This is a genomic window from Streptomyces sp. NPDC096339 (genome assembly GCF_044762985.1).
Taxonomy (GTDB): Bacteria; Actinomycetota; Actinomycetes; order Streptomycetales; family Streptomycetaceae; genus Streptomyces.
In genome coordinates, this window is sequence record NZ_JBIWFI010000007.1 from 109297 (window position 1) to 131899 (window position 22603).

General features: G+C 72.6%; 18 protein-coding genes. 9 read left to right on the top strand and 9 right to left on the bottom strand.

The window, feature by feature from the left end:
* Positions 1-14 precede the first annotated feature (14 nt).
* Positions 15-2903, bottom strand: a complete 2889-nt coding sequence (locus ACIQ5Y_RS12980) for a BTAD domain-containing putative transcriptional regulator (protein WP_403879047.1) — start codon at positions 2901-2903, stop codon at positions 15-17.
* Positions 2904-3075: 172 nt separating this feature from the next.
* On the opposite strand from ACIQ5Y_RS12980, the gene ACIQ5Y_RS12985 reads away from it, so the two are divergent.
* The gene (locus ACIQ5Y_RS12985) at positions 3076-3615 is read left to right on the top strand and encodes a hypothetical protein (protein WP_403879049.1); all 540 of its coding nucleotides are present in this window, start codon (positions 3076-3078) and stop codon (positions 3613-3615) included.
* Between the two features lie 24 nt (positions 3616-3639).
* Here ACIQ5Y_RS12985 and ACIQ5Y_RS12990 read toward each other — a convergent pair whose 3' ends face one another.
* Positions 3640-5142 carry an FUSC family protein gene (locus ACIQ5Y_RS12990; protein WP_403879236.1) on the bottom strand — a complete coding sequence of 501 codons (1503 nt, stop codon included), beginning with the start codon at positions 5140-5142 and terminating at the stop codon, positions 3640-3642.
* Between the two features lie 380 nt (positions 5143-5522).
* Here ACIQ5Y_RS12990 and ACIQ5Y_RS12995 point away from each other — a divergent pair, with 380 nt between their 5' ends.
* The 3 genes from ACIQ5Y_RS12995 (at position 5523) to ACIQ5Y_RS13005 (ending at position 9519) form a co-directional block, all read left to right on the top strand.
* Positions 5523-7346 carry a hypothetical protein gene (locus ACIQ5Y_RS12995; protein ID WP_403879051.1) on the top strand — a complete coding sequence of 608 codons (1824 nt, stop codon included), beginning with the start codon at positions 5523-5525 and terminating at the stop codon, positions 7344-7346.
* Between the two features lie 105 nt (positions 7347-7451).
* On the top strand, positions 7452-9134 hold the full coding sequence (ctaD, locus tag ACIQ5Y_RS13000) for a cytochrome c oxidase subunit I (RefSeq protein WP_403879053.1): 1683 nt from the start codon (positions 7452-7454) through the stop codon (positions 9132-9134).
* Complete coding sequence (locus tag ACIQ5Y_RS13005; protein WP_403879055.1) at positions 9124-9519, top strand: cytochrome c oxidase subunit 4; 396 nt, start codon at positions 9124-9126, stop codon at positions 9517-9519. The genes ctaD and ACIQ5Y_RS13005 overlap by 11 nt, the downstream gene beginning before the upstream one ends.
* A gap of 1 nt (position 9520) precedes the next feature.
* Here ACIQ5Y_RS13005 and ACIQ5Y_RS13010 read toward each other — a convergent pair whose 3' ends face one another.
* The 4 genes from ACIQ5Y_RS13010 to ACIQ5Y_RS13025 form a co-directional block, all read right to left on the bottom strand.
* On the bottom strand, positions 9521-11116 hold the full coding sequence (locus ACIQ5Y_RS13010) for a cytochrome bc complex cytochrome b subunit (RefSeq protein WP_403879056.1): 1596 nt from the start codon (positions 11114-11116) through the stop codon (positions 9521-9523).
* A 165-nt stretch (positions 11117-11281) separates the two neighbouring features.
* Positions 11282-11698 (bottom strand): universal stress protein, encoded by a 417-nt coding sequence (locus ACIQ5Y_RS13015; RefSeq protein ID WP_403879058.1) that lies wholly within the window; start codon positions 11696-11698, stop codon positions 11282-11284.
* A gap of 54 nt (positions 11699-11752) precedes the next feature.
* Positions 11753-13264, bottom strand: a complete 1512-nt coding sequence (locus ACIQ5Y_RS13020; RefSeq protein WP_403879060.1) for an APC family permease — start codon at positions 13262-13264, stop codon at positions 11753-11755.
* A 50-nt stretch (positions 13265-13314) separates the two neighbouring features.
* Positions 13315-13908 (bottom strand): histidine phosphatase family protein, encoded by a 594-nt coding sequence (locus ACIQ5Y_RS13025; RefSeq protein WP_403879062.1) that lies wholly within the window; start codon positions 13906-13908, stop codon positions 13315-13317.
* Between the two features lie 24 nt (positions 13909-13932).
* On the opposite strand from ACIQ5Y_RS13025, the gene ACIQ5Y_RS13030 reads away from it, so the two are divergent.
* From ACIQ5Y_RS13030 to ACIQ5Y_RS13050, 5 genes are all read left to right on the top strand, one after another.
* Positions 13933-14700, top strand: coding sequence for a YoaK family protein (locus tag ACIQ5Y_RS13030; RefSeq protein ID WP_403879064.1), 768 nt, complete (start codon positions 13933-13935; stop codon positions 14698-14700).
* A gap of 36 nt (positions 14701-14736) precedes the next feature.
* Complete coding sequence (locus ACIQ5Y_RS13035) at positions 14737-15216, top strand: Lrp/AsnC family transcriptional regulator (RefSeq protein WP_403879066.1); 480 nt, start codon at positions 14737-14739, stop codon at positions 15214-15216.
* Between the two features lie 45 nt (positions 15217-15261).
* Positions 15262-15951: an HAD family hydrolase gene (locus ACIQ5Y_RS13040; RefSeq protein WP_403879067.1), complete on the top strand. Its 690-nt coding sequence runs from the start codon at positions 15262-15264 to the stop codon at positions 15949-15951.
* A gap of 288 nt (positions 15952-16239) precedes the next feature.
* Positions 16240-17613 carry a cytochrome P450 gene (locus ACIQ5Y_RS13045; protein WP_403879069.1) on the top strand — a complete coding sequence of 458 codons (1374 nt, stop codon included), beginning with the start codon at positions 16240-16242 and terminating at the stop codon, positions 17611-17613.
* 52 nt (positions 17614-17665) lie between these two features.
* A complete protein-coding gene (locus ACIQ5Y_RS13050; protein ID WP_403879071.1) occupies positions 17666-18760 on the top strand; it encodes an FAD-dependent oxidoreductase in 1095 nt (364 codons plus the stop codon).
* A gap of 16 nt (positions 18761-18776) precedes the next feature.
* Here the strand turns inward: ACIQ5Y_RS13050 and ACIQ5Y_RS13055 are convergent, their stop codons facing one another.
* The 3 genes from ACIQ5Y_RS13055 to ACIQ5Y_RS13065 form a co-directional block, all read right to left on the bottom strand.
* Positions 18777-19709, bottom strand: coding sequence for a hypothetical protein (locus ACIQ5Y_RS13055; RefSeq protein ID WP_403879073.1), 933 nt, complete (start codon positions 19707-19709; stop codon positions 18777-18779).
* Positions 19710-19778: 69 nt separating this feature from the next.
* On the bottom strand, positions 19779-20624 hold the full coding sequence (mltG, locus tag ACIQ5Y_RS13060) for an endolytic transglycosylase MltG (RefSeq protein WP_403879075.1): 846 nt from the start codon (positions 20622-20624) through the stop codon (positions 19779-19781).
* 63 nt (positions 20625-20687) lie between these two features.
* A complete protein-coding gene (locus ACIQ5Y_RS13065; protein ID WP_403879077.1) occupies positions 20688-22523 on the bottom strand; it encodes an ABC transporter ATP-binding protein in 1836 nt (611 codons plus the stop codon).
* Between the last annotated feature and the right edge of the window lie 80 nt (positions 22524-22603).

The window sequence follows — 22603 nt, forward strand, 5'->3', positions numbered from 1 at the left end:
TCCCCGTCCCTCCCTCAGGAGGGACGGGGGGCCGCGCCCGCCCGGTGCCCGCGGGCCGCGTGCACGTCCAGCACGGCCTGGAACTGCTCGCGCGCCTCGCGGACGCGTCCGGCCGCCGTGTAGGCACGGCCCAGGCGGCTGCGGATGTCCATCTCCAGCCAGTCGTAGCCGGGTTCGGTGAGCGGGGACAGCAACCGGTGCTGCAGGAGGGCCTGGTGGTGCAGGGCGATGGCTGCGCCCGGGTCTCCCCCGCCCTGGCGCGCCGTGCCCAGCCGGGTCAGGCTGCGCGCGCAGAGGAAGACGTCCCCGCCCTGCGCGACCAGGTCGACCGCCGTGCGGAGCAGTTCCTCGGCCTCCGCGTGCCGGCCGAGGCGGAGATGGATGTCCGCGGCGCAGCTCAGGACCCGGCCGGTCATGCGCGGCCGGCCGGCCGCCTCCGCATGGGTGCGGGCAGCGGCGAAGGAGGCGAGCGCCTTCTCGTTCCGCCCCTCGAACTGGTGGGCCAGGCCCTGGATGACGAGCGCCATCGAGGCGACCCAGTCGTTCAGCGGCTCCTGGCGGGGTGCTTCGGTCACCGCCCCGACGTACGAGAGCGCGAGGCCGCCTTCGCCGAGGCTGATGTGGAGGGCCCCCAGCCCGGTCAGGGTCCGGGATTGCTCGTACGGGTCGGGGCGGAGCCGGCCGAGGTCCTGTGCCTCGGTGAACAGGTCCCGTGCCCGTGCGTACCGGCGCTGGAACAAGGAGGTGTAGGCCAGGCAGTTGCGCAGGGCCACGGCCATGCGCGGGTCCGTGGCCTCGTCGGCGTGCGCGAGCGCGATCTCGAGCGCCGTCTGGCTCTCGTGGTAGCGGCCCTGCCGTACGAAGTAGTCGCACAGCGCCTCGGCGAGCCGGCAGGCGTAGTCGGCTTCGCCGAGGGCCGCGGCGTGTCCGACGACGTCCACGAGCTCACCGCCGGCCGCGTCCAGCCAGGCCTCCGCCTCCCGCCAGTCCGTGAACCCGGTGCGCGTGGGCGCGGGGCCGGTGGGCGCGGGAGCGGCCGGGAAGGCGCCGGAGCCCCAGTCGCTGGTGGTCCGGGCTGCGTCGAGGTAGAGGCCGAGCGCGGCCGTCCGCGCGGTGGCTGCCTGCTCCGGCTCGGCCTGTGCGACCCGTCGCGCGTGGACGCGCACCAGGTCGTGCAGTCGGTAGCGGCCCGGCCGCGGCTGCTGGAGCAGGCTGGTGTCGACCAGGTCCTCCAGGACCGCCTCGGTCTCGTGGGGCGGCCGTCCGAGCATGGCCGCGGGTGTCAGCGCGTCGAACTCGACCGTCGGTGCCAGGCCCAGGGCCCGGAAGGCGCGCTGCTGGCCGGGGGTGAGCTGGTCGTACGACAGCCGGAAGGCCGCCTCGACGCTGCGGTCCCCGACGCTCAGCTCTCCGAGCAGGCGGTCGTCGTCCACCATGCGGTCGACCAGGTACCCGACCGTCCAGCTGCCGCGGTTCTGGAGCCGTGACCCGGCGATGCGCAGTGCCAGCGGCAGCCCGTCGCACAGCCCGGCCAGCCGGTCCGTGGCGTCCGGCTCGCTGCTCGCGCGCTCCTCCCCGATGAGGTGGGCGAGCAGGGACACGGCGTCCCCGCTCGCCAGCGGCTCCAGGGTGACGCGCCGGTCGGCGTCCAGTTCGCCGAGCCTGCGCCGGCCGGCCACCAGCACCCTGCTGCCCGCCCCGGCGGGCAGCAGCGGCCTGACCTGGTCCGCGTCCAGGGCGTCGTCCAATACGAGGAGCAGCCGCAGCGGGCTGGTCGCCGCGCGCCAGGCGGCGGTGAGTTCCTCCAGGTCGCTCGGCAGCTCGCCGTGGGCCGCGCCGAGGGAGCGGAGCAGCCGCTGGAGCGCCTGCTCGGGCGTCTGGCGCCGGCCGGTGCCGTGCGCGCGCAGGTCGACGAACAGGCAGCCGTCAGGGTGGTGGGCGCTGAGTTCGCGGGCCGCGCGGACGACGAGCGCCGTCTTGCCGACGCCGGCCGTGCCGTCGACCGTCACGACCGACACGGCTCCGGCCTCGGACGGGGCGGTCAGCCGGGCCAGTTCGGCCTCGCGTCCGATGAGGCGGCCCGCGTCACCGGGCAGTTCGTTTATCGCGCGGCGGGGCCCGGGCCGGGCGGGGGCGGCATGCCCTGGCGGGGGGTGTGGGGGGCGTACGTCCGCCCGGCGGAGCACCGCTTGGTGCGCACGCCGGAGTTCCGTGCCGGGATCGACGCCCAGCTCTCGCTTCAGGCGCCTGCGCAGCTCCTCGTACACGTTCAGTGCCTCGGCCTGGCGGTCGCAGCCCTGGAGGGCGCGCATGCGCAGCGCGGCGAGGGGTTCGTCGGTCGGAGCGGCCGCGGACAGGGCGGCGAGTTCGTCCAGGGTCTCGGTGAACCGGCCCAGCAGGACCATGCATTCGAGCCGGTCGCGCCGTGCCGCGCGCAGCCGCTCCAGGAGCCGCTGCCGCTCGGCGTCGGCGTACGGTCCGGGCAGCCCGGCGAGCGGCTCGCCGTCGCACAGGGCGAGTGCCTGGGAGAGCCGGTCCGCCGCGCCGGCCGGATCCCCGGCCCGTTTCGCGCGGTGGGCGGTGGCGGCCAGCCGGGCCAGGTCGTCGGCGTCGAGCCGGACCGTGCCGTCGGCGAAGCGGTATCCGCCCCGTTCCCCGCGGATCACCGAATCCGCGGGCGCGGTGCCCTCCTCGTCGAGCCTCCTGCGCAGTGCGTAGACGTAGCTGGGCAGGACCTTGAGGCCGGAGCCCGGCGGCTTGTCCCCCCAGACCCCGTCGAGCAGCTGCTCCCCGCTCACCAGGAGGCCGGGCCGCAGGGCCAGCGCGGCCAGGACGGCCTGCTGCCGGACGGGCCCGAGGGCCAGCTGCGTACCGTCCCGCCAGGCCCGTACGGTGCCGAGCACCGCGAGCCGTAACCGCCGAGGAGATCCCGCCCCCACTGTCGAAAGCCTCCGCTCCGCTCCGTACATCATCAGAACTTCATCCGCATTGCAGCGCGTTCCGCGACGGTTTCGCAAGCGCGGCGGCCGCCACGAGGGGTGCGGCCGCCGCCACGACCGCGGAAGGAACACGGACATGACCGTCATCGACGGATCTCTCGGGGCACTGCTGAAGACGCGGGGGCTCTTCCTCACACAGGAGCGGAGCGATGCCGCCGGGATCGTGTACGTCTGCGTGGACGACGGGCTGCCCGGCGGTTATCCGGTGGGCTACGTCGTCCCGTCCCGTGCGGGGAACTGGTTCGCGTACGCCCGGGCGCGCGCCGGCCGGGTGTTCGCCTGCGACCAGGTGGACGCCGGGCTGTCGGGGATCGAGGCGGCGGTCCGTTCCGTCCTGGACCACGCGCGCTACGGGGACGTCCTGTACGCCCTGGCGCGGGAGAGCGGGTCCGAGGACGTGTACACCGTCGAGCTGCACCGGGAGCACGCCGCCTGGCTGGCCTCGCTGAGCGCGCCGAAGGGCATCACCCGCGTCGGTGACGGCAGGGTGCGGCTGACCGGCCCGGCCGTCGCGTACCTGCGCGGTCTTCCGCGGCGCCTCGGCTGTCACGTGGACGTGGAGGACCGCATCTGGCTGGCGGGTGAGCCGTACCGGCTGGTCCGCGAGCCCCGGTAGGACCGGGGCTCGTGACGCGCCGGATCAGGCGTCGATCAGCGGGGAGGGCCGGGAGCTGCGCAGGGGCCCGGCGAGTTCGGCGAGGGCCTGTTCGAGGCCGTACAGGTGGGCGAGTGCGGGTTCGGTCGCGGCGGCCCGGATGGCGGTGTCGGGCGCCGCCGTGTGCCCGGCGTGGTCCTGTTCGTCGGCGGCGGTCAGCGCCTCCACCGCCGCTTCGACGCGCCAGCAGGCCGCCGCGAGGCGGGCGTCGTGGCTCGCGTCGGGGTCGGCGGCGACCGCCGCGAGGCCGCGGACCTCGCGGGCGCAGTCGTCGAGCAGCGCGATGACCTGCCCCGCACGTTCCTTGCGGCCCCGGAAGGGGCTCAGGGGGTGCACGAGCGGGGCGAGCGCCATCCGTACGCGGGCCAGCAGGACCTCGAGCTCGGCGGCGTGCGGTGCGGGGTCCGCGGTGGGGGAACCGGCGAGGCGCGCGGTGGCCTCGGCGGTCGCCGCGTGGACGCAGCGCAGGGCCCGCTGGATCCAGGCGGAGTTCACGGCGTGGGTGGTCACCGGCAGGACGACGATCACGGCGAGGGCGGCGCCGAGCGCGCCGATCGCGGTCTCCTGGAACCGCAGGAGCAGCAGGCCGGGGTGCAGGACGCCGAGGAGACCGTAGAGCAGCCCGGCCATGACGGTCACGAAGAACATCATCCAGGAGTACGAGGGGGCCGCGGTGTAGAAGATCCCGAAGACGCACAGGGCGACGAGGACGGCGGTCGGCACGGGCGCGCCGTGCAGGGGTACGGCGATCAGCAGGCCGGCGGCGATGCCGGTGACCGTGCCGAGGACGCGGCGGAAGCCCCGTACGAGGGTCTCGCCGCGGGAGGTGGTGTTGACGAAGATCCACCAGGCGGTGCCGACGGCCCAGTACCAGCGGTCATCGGAGAGGGACTGGCCGATGACGAGCGCGAAGGCGCAGGCGGCGGTGGCCTGGAAGGCCTGCCGGGTGGTGGGCCGGGCGAGGCCCGTGCCGGGCAGCCCGGGCGGGGCGGGCGGGGGCGGGGTGCGCCGCTCGATGGGCCACAGGACGAAGCGCACGGAGCCCGAGGCGAGGAGCGCCAGCCCGACGGCGGCGAACAGTTCGGGCAGCTGCGCGGGCACGGCGTGCAGGAACTGGGTGACGAAGAACATCATGAAGCCGAAGACGCCGAGGGCGTGCCCGCGCGGCCCCCAACGGCGGGCGTAGACCCCGGCGAGGACGACGGCGAGGAACGCGGCGTCCCGGGCGAGGGGCATGGTGTGCAGGCCGGTGGCCAGGGCCAGGACCGGGAATCCGGCGACGGGCAGCAGCGCGGTGGTGAGGCGCTGGGCCGGCACCTTCGGGTCCAGGACGGTGAAGAGGGCCAGCAGGGCGGCCAGTCCCCCGGTGATCGACGCGGTGAGGGAGAGACCGCACAGTTCGGCGAGGGCCACGGCGGCGGCGACGCCGATCACCGCGCGGGCCGAGTTCCGCAGTCTCGTGAGCCCCGGGTCCGGAGCAACGAACATCCTCTTCACGGCGGTGTGCCGCCCCCCTTGCGATGCTGCGCGCCGTGTCCGGGCGGCCGCCCGGGGGTGGTGGGAGGCGTACGGACACGACGAAGGCACCGCGGTCCGGTCCGGCGCCTTTGCCGGTCCGGCGCTGCGCGGCGCCGTAGATACATGGATAGGACACAGATAAGCATGTAGAGGGCAATGGTTCAACCGAGGAGCGGATCGGTGGGCCAATGGCACAGTCCTGGGCGGCGGTCCTCGGCCATGAGAAGACCAACGGACGGCAAACGTCGTGGCAGGTGACTCCACACCCCTGGGATCGGCGGTTTCGCACCACTACATTGCCCACGGCCCCGCGTGTACACAGGCGGGCGGAGGGGTGAGGAGCGGGGGACATGGGCTCTGGGGTCTTCGCGAGACTGGGTGGAACGATCAGCGGGAAGACCGCGGCGTCGGTGGCCGCGGGTGTGCTGGTGGTCGGCGGCGCCGCGGGGGCCGGCGTGTGGTGGACCGCGCAGGGGAAGCCGCACGTGGTGGTCGTGCAGCGCAGTGCGTCGGCGGAGGTGCCCGCGGGCGGCGAACAGTCGGTCATCGCGGCGTGCGAGAAGCACGAGACGGCGCTCGGCGGCGGGTACGCGGTCGGCGGCGGCGGCTTCGCGACGGCCGGCGAGTTCGTCGGCGCGGCATGGCTGGCGGCGGCGTACAACCCGGGGGACGCTCCCGTCAACCTCACCTCGTACGCGCTGTGCGTGAACGCCAAACCGGAGTTCGCACCGCACCAGGAGTTCACTCCTGCCGCGGCGCACGCCTTCAAGGACCACTCGACGAAGATCACCAACCACGACGACGGCGACATCCACGACCTGTCGACCGACGGCCCGTTCGCAGGGGCCTTCCGCAACACGGACGCGAGGCCCGTGTGTCCGGGCGGCGGCTTCGTCATGGTCGGAGTCGAGTTCCGGGCGGGGCGCAAGGTCCCCGGGCGGTCCGTGGCTCCCGTGCCGATGGACAGGATGGCCATGTACGAGCCCACCGCTGGGACGCCGTCGACCGCGGCCTGGAGGATCTCGGTCAATCCGGGTACGGAACTGAGCACGGGTTCGTTCCGGATGTGGAACTCCGAGGGGGCGGAGCGCAGGACCAGCATCCTGGACCCGCAGCCCCCTCAGTCGAACTACGCGGTCGACGTGCGGCCGGTCTGCGTCCAGCTGCGGGACGTCTCGATCGCCACCGCCACGGTCGACGTCGGGGCGGGGGGCACCGCGGAGGCCACCGTGAAATGTCCCAAGGGCCGGCTGGTACTCGGCGGCGGCTTCCAGTTCCCCGCGGACAACGAGAACGCCGCCGGCGGCCCGCAGCGCTTCTTCGGCGACGGCTGGCTGTACGCGTCGGCGGACGGGCCCACTCCGGGGAAGTCGGGCCGGCCGGTGAAGGACTGGCACGTCACCGGCAACAACCAGCAGCGGGCGGGCATCGACTACCACGACACGGTCTGGATGGAGCATTCCGACGGCGAGACCCTGACGGGCAACGTCTATTTCGACAACCACGCGCACGGCGCCGGTGACAACGAGCTGCGCAGCGTCCCCGTCCCCGACAGGCAGAAGATGGTCGCGCGTGCCGTGTGCGGCACCATCGACGCCGAGCCCACCTCCCCGGACAACGGGGCGGCGCCGCCCACCGTCAACCGGCCGGTCCTGCCGCCCGCCCTGGACCTGGCGCCGTCGAAGTCCGGTCCCGCGACCTCGGCGAGCCCCCTGCCCAGCGGCTCGCCCTCGCCCTCGGTGAGCCCCGGCGGGGCGCCGGGCGCCTCGCCCACGCCCCGTACGCCGAACAGTCCCGGGCCGACGACCGGCGGGCCCGATCAGCCGCCCGCCACCCAGCCCGGGCACTCGCCCTCCGCGCAGCCGCAGGCCCCGGCGGTGTCCATCCAGCAGCCGGGCGGTGGCGGCAGGCTCCGGCGCGGCTGCGAGGAGACGTTCACCGGTTCGGCGCGCACGCGCCCCGGAGACCGGGCCATCACCGATCCGCAGGCCACGACCTGGCAGATCATCGGCCCGAACGGGCCGATGACGATCGGCGCCGGTGCCTCAGGCCGGTTCCTGGTGCCGCTCCTGGCGGACGGGACCTACCCGCTCGTCTTCTCCGCCACCGACACGGCCTCCGGACTGACCGGGAGCGCGAGGATCTCGGTCCAGATCACGGGGTGCCTGCGCTGACCCGGGGGTAGCGGCGCGCTCCACGGCGCGCCGCCGGTCCGCCGGGAACCCGAGCCTGTAGGGCAAGGGGGTGCAGGCGCGGCGGCGAGGCTCTCGGGAGGACGGATGACGTCGGTCGATCCTTCGGCGCGGGAGGCGCCACCCGTAGATCCCGACCGGACCGGGCGGCAACGGACAGAGCGGCGGGTGGGCCAGGGGTCCACCGTCCTGCGATGGCTGTCGACCACCGACCACAAGGTGATCGGCAACCTCTACCTGGTGACGGCCTTCTGCTTCTTCCTCTTCGCCGGCGCGCTGGCCCTGGCCATGCGGGCCGAACTCGCCCGCCCCGGGCTGCAGATCCTGTCGAACCAGCAGTACAACGAGGCGTTCACCATTCACGCCACGATCATGATGCTGCTGTTCGCCACGCCGACCTTCACCGGTTTCGCCAACGCGATCATGCCGTTGCAGATCGGGGCGCCCGATGTCGCCTTCCCCCGGCTGAACGCCTTCACCTACTGGGTGTACCTGTTCGGGGGCCTGCTCGTCGTGTCGGGGTTCCTGACCGCCCACGGGGCCGCGGACTTCGGTTGGTTCGCGTACGCGCCCCTGAACGGCCTGCGCTACTCCCCCGGCACCGGCGCCGATCTGTGGGCCATGGGGCTCGCCGTGTCCGGGCTGAGCACGATCCTGGGAGCGGTCAACTTCATCACCACGATCATCTGCCTGCGGGCGCCGGGCATGACCTTGTTCCGCATGCCGATCTTCACCTGGAACGTCCTCTTCACCTCGGTGCTGGCGCTGCTGGCGTTTCCGGTGCTCACGGCCACGCTGCTGGTGCTGGAGGCGGACCGGAAGTTCGGCGCGCACGTCTTCGACCCGGCGAACGGTGGCGCTCTGCTGTGGCAGCACCTGTTCTGGTTCTTCGGGCATCCGGAGGTCTACATCGTGGCCCTGCCGTTCTTCGGCGTGGTGAGCGAGATCCTCCCGGTCTTCAGCCGCAAGCCCATGTTCGGTTACGTCTCCCTGATCGGTGCCACGATCGCGATCACCGGCCTGTCCGCGACGGTGTGGGCGCACCACATGTTCGCGACGGGGGCCGTGCTGCTGCCCTTCTTCTCCCTGCTGTCGTTCCTGATCGCCGTGCCCACGGGGGTGAAGTTCTTCAACTGGATCGGGACGATGTGGAACGGGTCGCTCTCCTTCGAGACACCGATGCTGTGGTGCGTCGGCTTCCTCGTCACCTTCCTCCTGGGAGGCCTGACGGGTGTGCTGGTGGCGTCGCCGCCGCTCGACTTCCACCTGACGGACAGCTATTTCGTCGTCGCCCACCTGCACTACGTCCTCTTCGGGACCATCGTGTTCGCCACCTTCGGCGGCTTCTACTTCTGGTGGCCCAAGATCACCGGGCGGATGCTGGACGAACGACTCGGCAAGGTCCACTTCTGGACGCTGTTCTTCGGCTTCCAGACGACCTTCCTGGTCCAGCACTGGCTGGGCGAGGCCGGCATGCCGCGCCGGTACGCGAACTACCTCGCGAGCGACGGTTTCACGCTGCTCAACACCGTCTCCACCATCGGCTCGTTCCTGCTGGGCCTCTCGACGCTCCCCTTCCTCTACAACGTCTGGCGGACCGGCCGCCACGGCACCCGGGTCACCGTGGACGATCCGTGGGGATGGGGCCGCTCCCTGGAGTGGGCGACGAGCTGTCCGCCGCCCCGCCACAACTTCCACTCCCTGCCCCGGATCCGCTCGGAATCCCCCGCCTTCGACCTGCACCACTCGGAGGTGCCCCGTGAAGGGTGAGGCCTGGCTCTTCACCGGTACGGCCCTGTTCTTCGGGATCACGGCCGTCGCCTACGAATGGCTGTCCCGGGAGCCCGCGGGGACCGCGGCACTCTGCGTGTCCTTCATCATGGCGGCCCTCGTCTCCGCCTTCCTCTGGCGCCAGTACCGGCGGGGCGGCGAGCGGCCGGAGGACCGCGGGGAAGCCGAGGTGAGCGAGGCCGCCGGGCGGCGGCTCTACTTCCCCGCGCGCAGCCACTTCCCCGTCCTGGCGGCCGCGGGAAGCGCGCTGATCGGCCTGGGCGTGGTCCAGGGGCTGTGGCTGTGCCTGATCGGGTTCGGGGTGCTGCTGCCGGGGGTCGTGGGGTTCGCCTTCCAGAACCTCGACCACCCCGAATCGGAGTAGGTCAGCGGTCCGGGGAGCGCCGGTCCCGGTCCGGGCCCGCGGTGGTCCCGGCGGCCCGCCGGCGTTGCTTCGGGGTCGCCGGGAAGCGGATGCGGTCCTGGTAGTACCAGGTGCTGAGGGCCGACCGGAGCCGGTCGCGCCGGCGCGCACGGCCGCGGGCCGGGAGCGTCAGCGGCAGGGGCCTTTCCCGCGCGAGCACGGCGTACCGCTCGGTGGGCGTGGGGGCCCGGTGCCGCGGCTCGAAGCCGCCTTCCACGCCCTGGAGCACGAGGCCGGACTCCGCACCGTCCGTCAGGAACCGTTGCTCGCGCCACTGGAGGGCCAGGCACAACCGCCTGGTGAGCCAGAAGACGGCCACCGGTACGAGGAAGAACGCGATCCGCAGCGCCCGGGTCAGGCCGGGCAGCGGCACGTCGAAGACGAACGCCAGGATGTCCTGCGCCCCGGCGAGGAGCAGTACGGCGTAGCAGGAGACGGCCGCCGCGCCCAGACCCGTACGGACGGGCCGGTCGCGCGGACGGTCGCAGAGGTGCCGCTCGCCCGTCGGGCCGGTGATCCAGCGCTCGAAGTACGGGTAGGCGTACAGGACGGTGAAGAGCAGACCGGGCAGCAGTACGGCCGTCACCAGCGGATTCCAGGCGATCGTGTGCCCCCACAGCCGGGTTTCCAGGCCGGGCATCAGTCGTAGTGCCCCTTCCAGGAAGCCGACGTACCAGTCGGGCTGGGATCCGATGGAGACCACGTCCGCTCGGTAGGGGCCGTAGGTCCAGATGGGGTTGATCTGCGCGACGGCGCCGAGGGCCGCGAGCACCCCGGAGAGCGCGAAGAACAGCCCGGCGGACTTGGCCGTGTACTGGGGGAAGAACGGCAGGCCGACGACGTTGCGGCCGGTCCTGCCCGGCCCCGGCCAGTGCGTGTGCTTCAGCGTGACGACGAGCAGGAGGTGCACGGTGATCAGGGCCGTGAGCAGGCCGGGGACCAGCAGGATGTGCACCGGGTAGAGGCGGGGCACGATGTCCTCTCCCGGGTACTGGCCGCCGAAGACGAAGAAGCTCAGGTACGTGCCGACGAGCGGGACCGACAGCATGATCCCCTGGGCGATCCGCAGCCCGGTGCCCGACAGCAGGTCGTCGGGGAGGGAGTAGCCGGCGAATCCTTCCAGCAGCGCCAGCAGGAACAGCGTCACGCCGATCGTCCAGTTGAGCTCGCGCGGGCGCCGGAACGCTCCGGTGAGGAACACCCGGAGCATGTGCACCCCGATGGCGGACACGAAGAGCAGGGCGGCCCAGTGGTGCATCTGACGGATCAGCAGCCCGCCCCGGACCTCGAAGCTGATCCTCAGGGTGGAGAGGTAGGCCTGCGACATGGGTACGCCCTGCAACGGTTCGTAGGGGCCCCGGTAGACCGTCTCCGTCATCGACGGATCGAAGAAGAACGTGAGGTACACGCCGGTCAGCAGCAGCACGACGAAGCTGTACAGGGCCAGCTCCCCCAGCAGGAACGACCAGTGGTCGGGGAACACCTTGCGCACCCCGGTCCGGGCCAGTTCCGAGAGCGGCAGCCGGGCGTCCAGGGCCTCGGCCCCGCGTGCCGCCACGCGCCCTGCCTTCCGCGTCGAACCGAGCACCGGCACGCACCTCCCGTCCGGGCTCCCACCGCTGGGTCGGTCAAGCCGCTCGGAATGCACGCAAAGCTACCGAAACCCACTCTCCGTCATCAATTCAGACACGGGACGGCCGACCACCCCTCGCTCCGCCCGGGCTCAGCCCTCGGTGGGCACGCACAGGACCGGCACCGGTGACAGGTGCAGGAGCTTGTGCGGGGTGGAGCCGAGGAGGGCGCCCCTGATCGGGCTGTCGCCCCAGGTGCCGACGATGATGACGCGCGCGTCGTGGCGTTCGGCCGCGTCGAGCAGGGCCTGGTGCGGCTTCTCGTCGACCACCTCGACGGTCGAGGGCACCCCGGCCTCGTCGGCGGCCTCGACCGCGTGCGCGAGGGCGCTGCGGCCCGCCTGCCGGACGGCTTCCTGGTGGGCGTGGTACTCCTCGCCCACGGCGCCCGGGGCGGCCGCGCCGTAGACGAGGACGAGGGGCTCGCCGAAGGCGGTGGCCACCTCCAGCGCCACGTGCAGGGCCCGTTCCGCGCCGGGCGACTCGTCGTACCCCAGGACTACGGACATGGGGGCTCCTCCTCGGTTCTTCCGGCTCGGTTCTTCCGGCTCGGTTCTTCCGGCTCAGTTCTTCCGGCCGCGGACGAGGGCCGGGTCCACCACACCGCGCCGCTCCTGCCAGAACCTGCCGTCGTGGATCCGCCAGTAGCACATGACGAGCAGGCCGACGACGGCGATGCCGATCCCGATGACCAGGGGCGGGCCGAGGCCGAACCAGGAGACCCCGCTGGCGGAGTTCTCGGGGTTCGACATGTCGTTCACCGACTCCACGAGCAGCCAGATCAGCAGGCAGGCGCCGATCACCGGGCCCGCCCCGATGAGCAGGAAGTTGCCCGGCGACTCCAACAGGTGGCGGCGGTAGTAGACGGCGCAGGCCAGTCCGGTGAGCGCGTAGTAGAAGGCGATGAGCAGGGAGAGCGCGGTCAGCGAGTCCAGGAGGGCGTTCTCGCTGATCTGGTTGACCACGAGGTACCAGCCGATGGCGATGGCGGCCACCCACCAGGTGCTGACGCTCGGGGTCCGGAAACGCGGGTGGATGTGGGCGAGATGGTGCGGCAGCGCGTGCCGGCGGGCCATCGACAGCGCGGTGCGGGAGGCGGGGATGATCGTGGTCTGGGTGGAGGCGAGCGCGGAGGTGCAGACGGCGGCGAGCACCACCCAGTCCCAGCCGCCCATCACCTCGTGGGCGAGTACGGCGAACACGGCCTCCTCCTCGCCCGCGTTCTCGGCGAGGAACTCGGTGCCGGCGTAGGCGACGACCGCGAAGCCCACGGACAGGTACGTCACCAGCAGGATGACGGTCGACCAGATACCGGCCCGCCCGGGCGCGGTGGCGGAGTTCTCGACCTCCTCGGTGAGGTTGACCGCCGACTCCCACCCCCAGTAGATGAACACGCCCAGCAGCAGGCCGGCGGTGAGGGCGGCGCCTCCCGCCCCGAAGGGGTTGAGCCATTCGATGGACGGATCGATCGCGTGGAGGGTGCTGGTGTCCGCGTAGACCCGGTAGATGGCCACGACGGAGAAGACCAGGAGGAAGAAGACCTGGGCGAGGATGAGGATGTCCTGCAGGTGGGCGGAGAGCTCGGTGCCGATGACACAGATGAGGGTCATCAGCAGGATCACGACGACGGCCAGCCCCTGCCGGATCGCCTCGTTGGCGGCCCAGCTGTCCAGGCCCACGGTGAGCAGCCCGAAGCGGACGGCCACGTCGGCCAGCGAGCCGATGACGAGCACGCCGGTCATCGCGATGGCCCAGCCGCCGAACCAGCCCGCCCACGGGCCCATGGCCCGGGTGACCCACGAGAAGGTCGTGCCGCAGTCCTGGTCGACCCTGTTGAGGTAGTAGAAGGCGGCGGCGATGAGCAGCATCGGCACGAAGGACGCCAGCATCACGCCCGGCGCGTAGATCCCGACCAGGGCGACGATCGGCCCGAGGACCGCGGCCAGCGAGTAGGCGGGCGAGGTCGAGTTCAGGCCGATGACGAGGGCGTCGAGGAAGCCGATCGCGTTCGCCTTGAGCCCCGGTTCGAGGTCGCCGTCCCCCGCACCGCCACCGCTCTCAACGTCTTGGGCCATGTACGCATCGTCACGCACCCGGCGGCGCCCCGCGAGGCGGGTTCCGCCGGTCAGGGGCGGGTGTTCCAGCCCGCGATCACCGGGAGGCCGTGTTCCTTGGAGAGGATGCTGACGGTGCCGGTGCGCAGCAGGAACAGCCGGCCGTCGGCGGGGTCCAGGCCCAGGTAGCGGGCGGTCAGCACGCGCAGGAAGTGCCCGTGGGCGACGATCACCACGTTGCCCTCGTCCGCGTCCAGCGCGGGGGCGACGCGGGCCAGCGCGCGGTCCGCGCGGGCGCCCACCTGGGTGGCGTTCTCGCCCGGGTGCGTGGCGTCGCCGGGCGGGACGCCGTGGGTCCACAGGGACCAGTCCGGGGTGGTCCGCCGGATCTCGGCGGTGGTGACGCCCTCGTAGCCGCCGTAGTCCCACTCGTGCAGGTCGGGGTAGGGGATGCCGCCGGTGAGGCCGGCGAGCTCGGCCGTGGCGACGGCCCTGCGCAGCGGGCTGGTCAGCACGAGGGCCGGCTCGCGGTCCCGGAAGAAGGGGGCCAGTGAGATGGCCTCCTCGACGCCGCGCGCGGTCAGCGGAACGTCGGTGAGTCCGGTGTGCCGTCCGTCGGCGCTCCAGGCCGTCTCTCCGTGCCTCACCAGCAACAGGTCGCTCATCCTCGGGACCCTATGCCTTCCGGCATGTCGACACGGCGGGACCAGGTGGGCGTGTCACTGTCGGGCCTCATGGACGAGGGGCCGCGGCTGCCCGCGCTGATGATCGTGCTGACGGTGGCGACCGGCTTGGTCGAGGCGGTGAGCCTGCTCGCGCTCGGGCCGGTGTTCACCGCGATGCAGACGGGCAACGTGCTGTTCCTGGCCTTCGGGGCCGCCCGGGCGGGCAACCTGCCGGCCCTGCCGTCGGCGGTCTCTCTGGCGGCCTTCGTCCTCGGGGTGCTCTGCGGGGCGCTGCTGGAATCGGTGACGGAGGCGCGGGGTCGGCGCTGGTTCATCATCGGGCTCACCGTCGAGGGGGTGCTCGTCCTGGCCGCCGCGGGCATCGGCTGGGGGCTGGAGCCTCGCTACGGCGCTCCGACCGCGCGGCACCTGCTCGTCACCGGCGTCCTGGCGTTCGCGCTGGGCATCCGCAACCTCACGATCATGCGCGCGCACCTGCCGGGGGTGCCCACGACGCTGATCACCCGGTCCATGACCGCCTTCTTCGGGGGCCCCGCGATGGGCCAGGGAGGGGCCTTCGCATACCGGACCCCCGCGTGGCAGCTGCGCGGACTGTCGGTCCTGGCGATGTTCGCGGGCGGCTTCGTCGGGGCGCTGCTGGTGCAGGCCGGATGGACCGTGGGCCGGCTGCTGCTGCCGATCGCGGTGCTGGTGCTGGCCTCGGCCGCGGCCGAGCTGGGACAGCCACGGCTGCACTCCGGGCAGTTCCCCGACGGCAGGGGATCCGGCTGAACCGGACCATTGGTATGCCATTGGTACAGTCGGGGCATGGCGGTGGACGAGTTGGACACGAGGATCCTGCGCCTGCTGATCGAGCAGCCGCGCACCAGCGTCCGTGAGTACGCCCGGATCCTCGGTGTCGCGCGCGGCACCCTCCAGGCCCGCCTGGACCGCCTGGAGCGCACCGGGGTGATCACCGGTACGGGGCCGGCGCTCTCCCCGGCGGCGCTGGGGCATCCGGTGCTGGCCTTCGTGCACATCGAGGTCACGCAGGGGCACCTGGACGACGTCGGCGACGCGCTCGCGGCCGTGCCCGAGATCATCGAGGCGTTTTCGATCACCGGCGGCGGGGACTTGCTGACCCGGGTCGCGGCCCGGGACAACGAACACCTGGAGGACGTGATCCAGCGGCTGATCCGGCTGCCCGGCGTCGTCCGCACCCGTACCGAGGTGGCACTGCGCGAGCGGGTCCCGCACCGGCTGCTGCCGCTGGTCGAATCAGTGGGACGAGCGACCCGCAAAACCTGACAGGATGGTCCGGACAGGACATGACCGGCAGGACAGGCACAGCGGATGATTTCCGTCATATTCGATCTCGACGGCACCCTCGTGGACAGTGAGCCGAACTACTACGAGTCGGGACGCCGCACCCTGGAGCGGCACGGGGTTCCCGATTTCACGTGGGAGGAGCACTCCCGCTTCATCGGGATCGGCACCCTGGAGACCCTGGAGATCCTCAAGGACCGCCACGGGATCGAGGCGCCGATCGAGCAGCTGCTGGCCGAACAGAACGCCGCCTACCTGGAACTGGCCCGCACCCGCACCGAGACCTTCCCGGAGATGCGCGGGTTCGTCGAGCGGCTGCACTCCGAGGGCGTGCCGATGGCGGTGGCCTCCGGATCCTCGCGCGAGGCGATCGACGCCGTGCTGGCGGGCACCGGTCTGGACGCGTTGCTGAGCCTGACCGTCTCCGCCGAGGAGGTGACGCACGGCAAGCCCGCCCCGGACGTGTTCCTGGAGGCGGCCCGGCGGCTGGGTGCGGAGCCGGCCGACTGCGTGGTCGTCGAGGACGCGGCGCCGGGAGCGCGGGCCGCCCACGCCGCCGGCATGCACTGCGTGGCGGTGCCGTACGTGGCGCGGAGCGCACGCGACCCGGAGTTCGCGACCGCCGGGCTCCTCTTCCCGGGCGGGCAGGGCGAGTTCAGCGCCGATGCGGCGCACGACTGGCTGACGGGACTGCGGACGGCCCGGTCCGGGGCCTGATCCGGCACCCGACATGCGGCCGATCCGGGGTCTGGTTCGCGGTCCGGTCCCGGGCCTGGTTCGCGGTCCGGTCCGGGGGCTGATCCGCGGCCCGGTCCGGGGGCTGATCCGCGGCCCGGTCCGGGGGCCGGTTCGCGGTCCGGTCCGGGGGCCGGTTCGCGGCCTGACGCCCCGTCGGCTCGCCCGAGGCGCCTGCCCACTTGGCCCGCCGACGAGGCCCGCCCACTCTGCCCGGTCGGCCCGGTCGGCACTCTGGCGCTCTGCCGGGGCGGCTGTCACCATGCCCGCGTGACCTCGACCCAGACCCCGCAGGCCCAGAGCCCCGGCACCCGGAACGGCGGCGGGCCGCGCGGCTGGCCCCTGCTCGGGAACCTTCCGGCCTTCGCCCGCGATCCGCTGGCCTTCTTCGAGTCCCTGCGCGACGAGCACGGGGACTGGGCGCCCTGGAGTCTCGGCCCGCAGCGCAACGTGCTGGTCTCCCGTCCGGAGCACGCCGGCGAGCTGCTCGGCGCCGTGGAGTCCACCTTCGAGCCGACGGAACTGGGATGGGCCTTCCGCCAGTTGCTGGGCAACGGGGTCGTCGTCGCCCGGGGGGACGACTGGCGGCGCAAGCGGGCCCTGGTGCAGCCGGCCGTACGCCCGCGCCAAGTGCGTTCGTACGCCGCCACGATGGTGGAGTGCGCGGACGCACTGGCCGGGACCTGGCAGGAGGGTGACGTCGTCGACGTGCACCGGGAGATGGCCGGGCTCACCCAGCGGATCGCGGTGCGCACCCTGTTCGGGAGCGACTCCGCCGGCCGGGAGGCTCCCATCAGCGCGGCGATGGCCACGGCTCAGCGGGAGCTGGGGGCGGAGTTCCGTGGGCTGACGCTGTTCCTGCCGCCTTGGGTCCGCACGCCCGGCAGGCAGCGGATGCGGCAGGCGGTGGCGGTCCTCGACCGGGAGATCGAGCACGTCATACGGGAACACGAGGCGGCATCGCGCGCGGGCGCGGAGCGGGACGACCTGCTGAGCCGTCTGCTGGCCGCCCGTGACGAGCGGGGCGGGCCCCTGTCCCGCAAGGAGCTGCGGGACGAGTCGATCACCCTGTACATCGGCGGCCACGAGACCACCTCCACCACCCTGACCTGGGCCTGGCAGCTGCTGTCGGGGGCGCCCGGGGCACGGGCCCGGCTGACGGAGGAGCTGGACCGGGTGCTCGGAGGGCGGCTGCCGACGTACGACGACTACGCGCGGCTGCCGTGGACGCAGCAGGTGGTCAAGGAGGCGCTGCGGATCTATCCGCCGATCTGGCTGATCTCGGCGCTGGCCAGGGAGGGCGCGAGCATCGGCGGCCGGCCGGTGCCCGCGGGGACGGCCGTGTGGACCAGCCCGTGGTCGGTGCACCGGGATCCGCGCTGGTTCCCGGACCCGGAGGCCTTCCGCCCCGAGCGCTGGGACGCGGACGCCCCGCATCCCGTGCCGGAGCACGCCTGGTTCCCCTTCGGCGGCGGCCCCCGGGCCTGCCTGGGGGCCAGGTTCGCGCTGGTGGAGGCGGCGCTCGTACTGGCCGTACTGGCGCAGCGGTTCCACCTGGACAGCGGCACCGGGCGGGCCGCCGTGTTCCCCGGGCTCACGCTCCAGCCGAAGACGCCGGTGACGGCGACGCTGGCGGCGCCCTGACCCGACCGGCAGCCACGGGAAGATCCCGCCGACCCCGCGAGTTGGTAGAACCGTGAACGAATTCTCGCGGGACGTGGACGTGGACGTGGTCGTCATCGGCGCCGGGCAGGCGGGGCTCTCCAGCGCCTACCACCTCGCCCGGGCCGGGATCGGGCACGTGGTACTGGACCACGCCCCCCGGCCCGGCGGCGCCTGGCAGTTCCGCTGGCCCTCGCTCACCTACGGCAAGGTCCACGGGATGCACGCCCTGCCCGGCATGGAGCTCACGGGTGCGGACGCGCTGCGGCCGTCGTCGGAGGTGATCGGGGAGTACTTCGCCGCCTACGAGGACCGCTTCGACCTGCGCGTACGGCGTCCCGTGGACGTCTCGGCCGTACGGGAGGGCGAGGGCGGGCGGCTGCGGGTGGAGGCCTCGGACGGCATCTGGTCGGCCCGGGCCCTGATCAACGCCACCGGGACCTGGGACCGGCCGTTCTGGCCGCGCTACCCGGGCCAGGAGTCCTTCCGCGGTCGGCAGCTGCACACGGCGAACTACCCGGGCCCGCGGGAGTTCACCGGAGCGCGGGTGATCGTCGTGGGCGGCGGGACCTCCGCGGTGCAGCACCTGCTGGAGGTCGCGGAGGTGGCGGCGCGGACCACCTGGGTGACGCGGAGGCCCCCGGTCTTCCGCGACGGGGGCTTCGGCGAGGCCGAGGGCCGGGCGGCGGTGGCACTGGTGGAGGAGCGGGTACGCCAGGGGCTGCCGCCGCAGAGCGTGGTGAGCGTGACGGGACTCCCACTGAACGAGGCCGTCCGGGCCGGGCTGGCCTCGGGGGTGCTGGAGCGGCGCCCGATGTTCGAGCGCCTCACCGCCACGGGCGCCGTCTGGGCGGACGGGAGCCGGGTGGACGCGGACGTCGTCCTGTGGGCCACCGGGTTCCGTGCGGCCGTCGACCACCTGGCGCCGCTGCGGCTGCGCGAGCCGGGCGGCGGCATCCGCGTCGAAGGGACGCGGGCCGTCCGCGACGAGCGGGTCCACCTGGTCGGCTACGGCCCCTCCGCGTCCACCATCGGCGCCAACCGGGCGGGCGGGGCGGCGGTCCGCGAGATCCGGAGCCTTCTGGCGCGCGAGCGGGCCGGCGAGCCGGTCGCGGAACCCGTGGGCTGAGACGGCCGCCGCGCCCTCAGCCGGCCTCCGGTTCGTCGAGGGGGAAGATCCGGTCGGGGGCGCCGTCGGCCGCACGGTCCTCACGGGTCGGGTACACCCGGCCCATGCCGTCCCGGACGTCCAGAACGGGATCGGTCCAGCTCTCGCCGGGCTCCGGGACGAGGATGCGCGTGGTTCCCCGCTCCGCGTCGTGGATCAGCAGCGAGACGATGTTGTGGAGCTGGTGGCCCATCGGGCCGAGTCCCTGCTCGGGGTGGTCCTCCGGGCCCTCGATCCGGATGGTGAAGAAGCGCTCGGCCTCCCAGAACCCGCCCTTGTCCAGCCAGTGGCCCTCCCCCACGCGTACGCCGTCCACCCAGAGCATGGCCTTGCCCGGATGGTCGCGGAAGAGGAGCACCGATCGGCGCTCGTCGCCGTCGGCGAAGGTCACGTCGATCTCGTGCTTGGAGTAGCAGTCGATGAAGCTGCTGCACGCCCCGGGGACCTCCCCGTGCCGATGGCTCGCGAGCCTCTCGCCCGGCGCGGGATCCCGGCTGCAGACCTCGGCGAAACGGCAGGCCCGGTCGACGCGCCGGGTGCAGCCGAGCCCCATCGCCGCGATGTCGCGCGCCCCGGCCTTCGAGAGCAGCTCCCCCAGCCGTTCCAGGTACCGCTCCTCGCCGACCAGGGCGGTCAGTTCGGCCTCGTCGAACCACCAGTGGAGCAGGTCCACTCCGACGGGGGAACGGGCCAGCCAGCCCTGCCAGTCGACCACGCGGTCGCCCCACCGCTCGACCATCCGCCGGTGCCCTGCCCGTTCGGCGGCCGCGGCGGCCTTGGCCTCGGCCTCGATGCGCTCCTGAATGCGCTTCCCGATCGATTCCTCGTCGAAGGCGAGCCCGTCCGCCGTTCCGGAGTCCGCTTCGGCCTTCGCTTCAGCCCTCGTCTTCGCTCTCCATGGCCATTTCACGGTTCGCCCCCTCGGTCCACGTACTCGGTAGGCCGCCGATCGTAGGACCGTCGCGAGGTCCGCCGCCCCTCATTTCCCGGCGGCCGGGCCCGCCTTCGCGCGGATGCGGTTGAACTCCGCCACGTGCTTCTTGTGTTCGTCGTAGGTCGCGGAGAAGCGGGTGTCCCCCGGCTGCACCGTGACGAAGAACAGCCAGTCGCCGGGGGTCGGGGCGACCGCCGCCGCCATGGCCTCCAGGCCAGGGCTGTCGATCGGGGTGGGTGGCAGTCCCTGGCGTTCGTAGGTGTTGAAGGGGCTGTTGATCCGGGTCTCGCTCAGCTTGGTGTCGACCGTGCTGCGGTTCAGTGCGTAGTTGATGGTGGAGTCCATCTGCAGCGGCATCGACTTCGCCAGCCGGTTGTGCACCACCCGGGCGACCTTGCCCATGTCGGTTCGTCCGTCGGCCTCGGCCTCGATGATGCTGGCCATCGTGGCCGTCTGGTACGGGGTCATCCCGTGGGCCTTGCCGCCGTCCGCGACGGCCCGGGTGGCGAGCTTCTCGTTCGCCGTCCGCACCATGTGCGCGAGGAGTGTCGCCGGGGTCGACTTCGAGGTCACCGGATAGGTCGCCGGGAAGAGGTAGCCCTCCGGGTTGCCCTTGGCCTCCGCCGGGAGGGGCAGGCCGGCCGTGGCCACCGCGGCCTTGGTCGAACCCGCCGGGAGGCGCAGCTCGCGGTCGACCGCCGCGTACACCTGCGGGGCCCGCCAGCCCTCGGGGATCAGCAGCCGTCGAGGGGCTTCCGGCGCCGGTTCGCCCCGGAAGACCGGGATCAGGACCACCGCGCCGATCGTGAGCAGTGCGGTGAGGAAGAACGCCAGCCGGCCCCGGCGGGTGAGCCGGGAACGGGGCTGAGGCGGCAGATACTCATGACGCATACGGGAACGCTAACGGGCGAAACATGGCATTCCCGGCATCCGACCGGTGAGCCGGTCATACGATCACACGTTGACCGGAGCCAAATGGGTGGCGTCCCGGTCCCGGCGGACCAGGGCCGCGTACCGGCCGTCCGCCTTGAGCAGTTCCTCGTGCGTGCCGCGCTCGGCGATCCGACCCTTGTCCAGGACCACGATCTGATCGGCGTCGCGCACGGTGGACAGCCGGTGGGCGATGGTGATGGTGGTACGACCCGCGGACAGGTTGTCGATGGCCTGCTGGACGGCGTGCTCGGTGCGGGTGTCCAGGGCGCTGGTCGCCTCGTCGAGGATCAGCACCGGCGGGTCCCGCAGGATGGTGCGGGCGATGGCGAGGCGCTGCTTCTCCCCGCCGGAGAACCGGTAGCCGCGTTCGCCGACCAGGGTCTCGTACCCGTCGGGCAGGGACTCGATGTGGTCGTGGATCTGGGCCGCGCGCGCCGCCTCCTCGATCTCCTCGTCCGTGGCGTCGGGCTTGGCGAAGCGCAGGTTGTCCGCGACCGAGGCGTGGAAGAGGTAGGTCTCCTGGGAGACCACGCCGATGGAGCGGGCCAGCGAGTCGAAGTCGAGGTCCCGCACGTCCACCCCGTCGAGGGCGACCCGGCCGCCCGTGACGTCGTAGAGCCGGGGCACCAGGTAGCTGAGCGTGCTCTTGCCGGAGCCGGTGGGGCCGACGACGGCCAGGGAGCCGCCGGCCGGGACGGTGATGTCGATGCCGGTGAGGGTCGGGCCGCTCTTGGCGTCGTACTCGAAGTGCACGCCCTCCAGGGTGACCTCGCCCTTGGCGCGGTCGATGCGGACGGCGCCCTCGCGCTCGGTGATGTCCACCGGCAGGTCGAGGTACTCGAAGATGCGGGCGAACAGGGCGAGCGAGGTCTGGATCTGCACTCCGGTCGACAGCAGGCTCACGGCGGGCCGGAAGAGGCCCTGCTGGAGGGTGACGAAGGCGACCAGGGTGCCGACGGAGAGCGAGGGGGCGCCCGTCTGGAGGGCGATGCCGGCGGCCCAGTAGATGAGTGCGGGCATGGCGGCCATGACGATGCCGATGGTGGACATCCGCCAGCGCCCGGCCATGCTGGAGCGCACTTCGAGGCCTACGAGCCGCTCCGACTCCTCGGCGAAGGCGGCCGTGAGGGACTCCGAGCGGCCCATGGTGCGGCCCAGCAGGATGCCGCTCACCGACAGGGACTCGGTGACCGTCGCGGCCATGGCGGCCATCTGCCGCTGGCGCTGGGTGGTGATCTTCTTGCGTTCGCGGCCGACGCGCCGGCTGATCCACACGAAGACGGGCAGCAGGAGCAGCGAGACGAGGGTGAGCCGCCAATCGAGGGCGAGCATGGCGACCACGGTGGCGATGACGGCCGTCAGGTTCGAGACGAGCGAGGTCGCGGTGGAGGTGACGGTGGCCTGCATGCCGCCGATGTCGTTGGCGATGCGGGACTGCACCTCGCCGGTGCGCGTCCGGGTGAAGAAGGCCAGCGGCATCCGCTGGAGCTGCGCGTAGACGGCGGTGCGCAGATCGTGCATGACCCGCTGGCCGACCGTGGTGGATATCAGGGTCTGGAGCACGTTGAAGACGCTCGTGACGACGGCGGTCAGGATCATGCCGAGGGCGAGCAGGCTGAGGAGGCCGGTGCGGCCCTGCGGGATCGCGACGTCGAGGATCGCCTTCAGCATGAACGGCGAGGCGACGCCGACCAGCGAGGAGGCGCCGACGAGCAGCCCCACGACGGCGAGCCGGCCGCGGTAGGGGCGGAAGAGCCCCACGATGCGGCGCAGCTCCCGCGGCTGTTCGGCGGGGGCCGGGCGGGTCGGGTCGAGGGGATCCTTCGACGGGATCCATTTGGGTTCGTCGTGCGGCATGGGCACCCTCCGGGGGGTCGACTGCATTCATTGGAGCATAGGTCATTGTTACCTATGTTCACAATGAGCGGGGTCCTGAT

What these genes read in the sequence shown, in the direction of transcription:
- ACIQ5Y_RS12985 (WP_403879049.1), top strand. Translation starts at nt 3,076, where the DNA reads ATGACCGTCATCGACGGATCTCTCGGGGCACTGCTGAAGACGCGGGGG.
- ACIQ5Y_RS12990 (WP_403879236.1), bottom strand. Translation starts at nt 5,142, where the DNA reads ATGTTCGTTGCTCCGGACCCGGGGCTCACGAGACTGCGGAACTCGGCC.
- ACIQ5Y_RS12995 (WP_403879051.1), top strand. Translation starts at nt 5,523, where the DNA reads ATGGGCTCTGGGGTCTTCGCGAGACTGGGTGGAACGATCAGCGGGAAG.
- ctaD (WP_403879053.1), top strand. Translation starts at nt 7,452, where the DNA reads ATGACGTCGGTCGATCCTTCGGCGCGGGAGGCGCCACCCGTAGATCCC.
- ACIQ5Y_RS13015 (WP_403879058.1), bottom strand. Translation starts at nt 11,698, where the DNA reads ATGTCCGTAGTCCTGGGGTACGACGAGTCGCCCGGCGCGGAACGGGCC.
- ACIQ5Y_RS13020 (WP_403879060.1), bottom strand. Translation starts at nt 13,264, where the DNA reads ATGGCCCAAGACGTTGAGAGCGGTGGCGGTGCGGGGGACGGCGACCTC.
- ACIQ5Y_RS13025 (WP_403879062.1), bottom strand. Translation starts at nt 13,908, where the DNA reads ATGAGCGACCTGTTGCTGGTGAGGCACGGAGAGACGGCCTGGAGCGCC.
- ACIQ5Y_RS13030 (WP_403879064.1), top strand. Translation starts at nt 13,933, where the DNA reads ATGTCGACACGGCGGGACCAGGTGGGCGTGTCACTGTCGGGCCTCATG.
- ACIQ5Y_RS13035 (WP_403879066.1), top strand. Translation starts at nt 14,737, where the DNA reads ATGGCGGTGGACGAGTTGGACACGAGGATCCTGCGCCTGCTGATCGAG.
- ACIQ5Y_RS13040 (WP_403879067.1), top strand. Translation starts at nt 15,262, where the DNA reads ATGATTTCCGTCATATTCGATCTCGACGGCACCCTCGTGGACAGTGAG.
- mltG (WP_403879075.1), bottom strand. Translation starts at nt 20,624, where the DNA reads ATGCGTCATGAGTATCTGCCGCCTCAGCCCCGTTCCCGGCTCACCCGC.
- ACIQ5Y_RS13065 (WP_403879077.1), bottom strand. Translation starts at nt 22,523, where the DNA reads ATGCCGCACGACGAACCCAAATGGATCCCGTCGAAGGATCCCCTCGAC.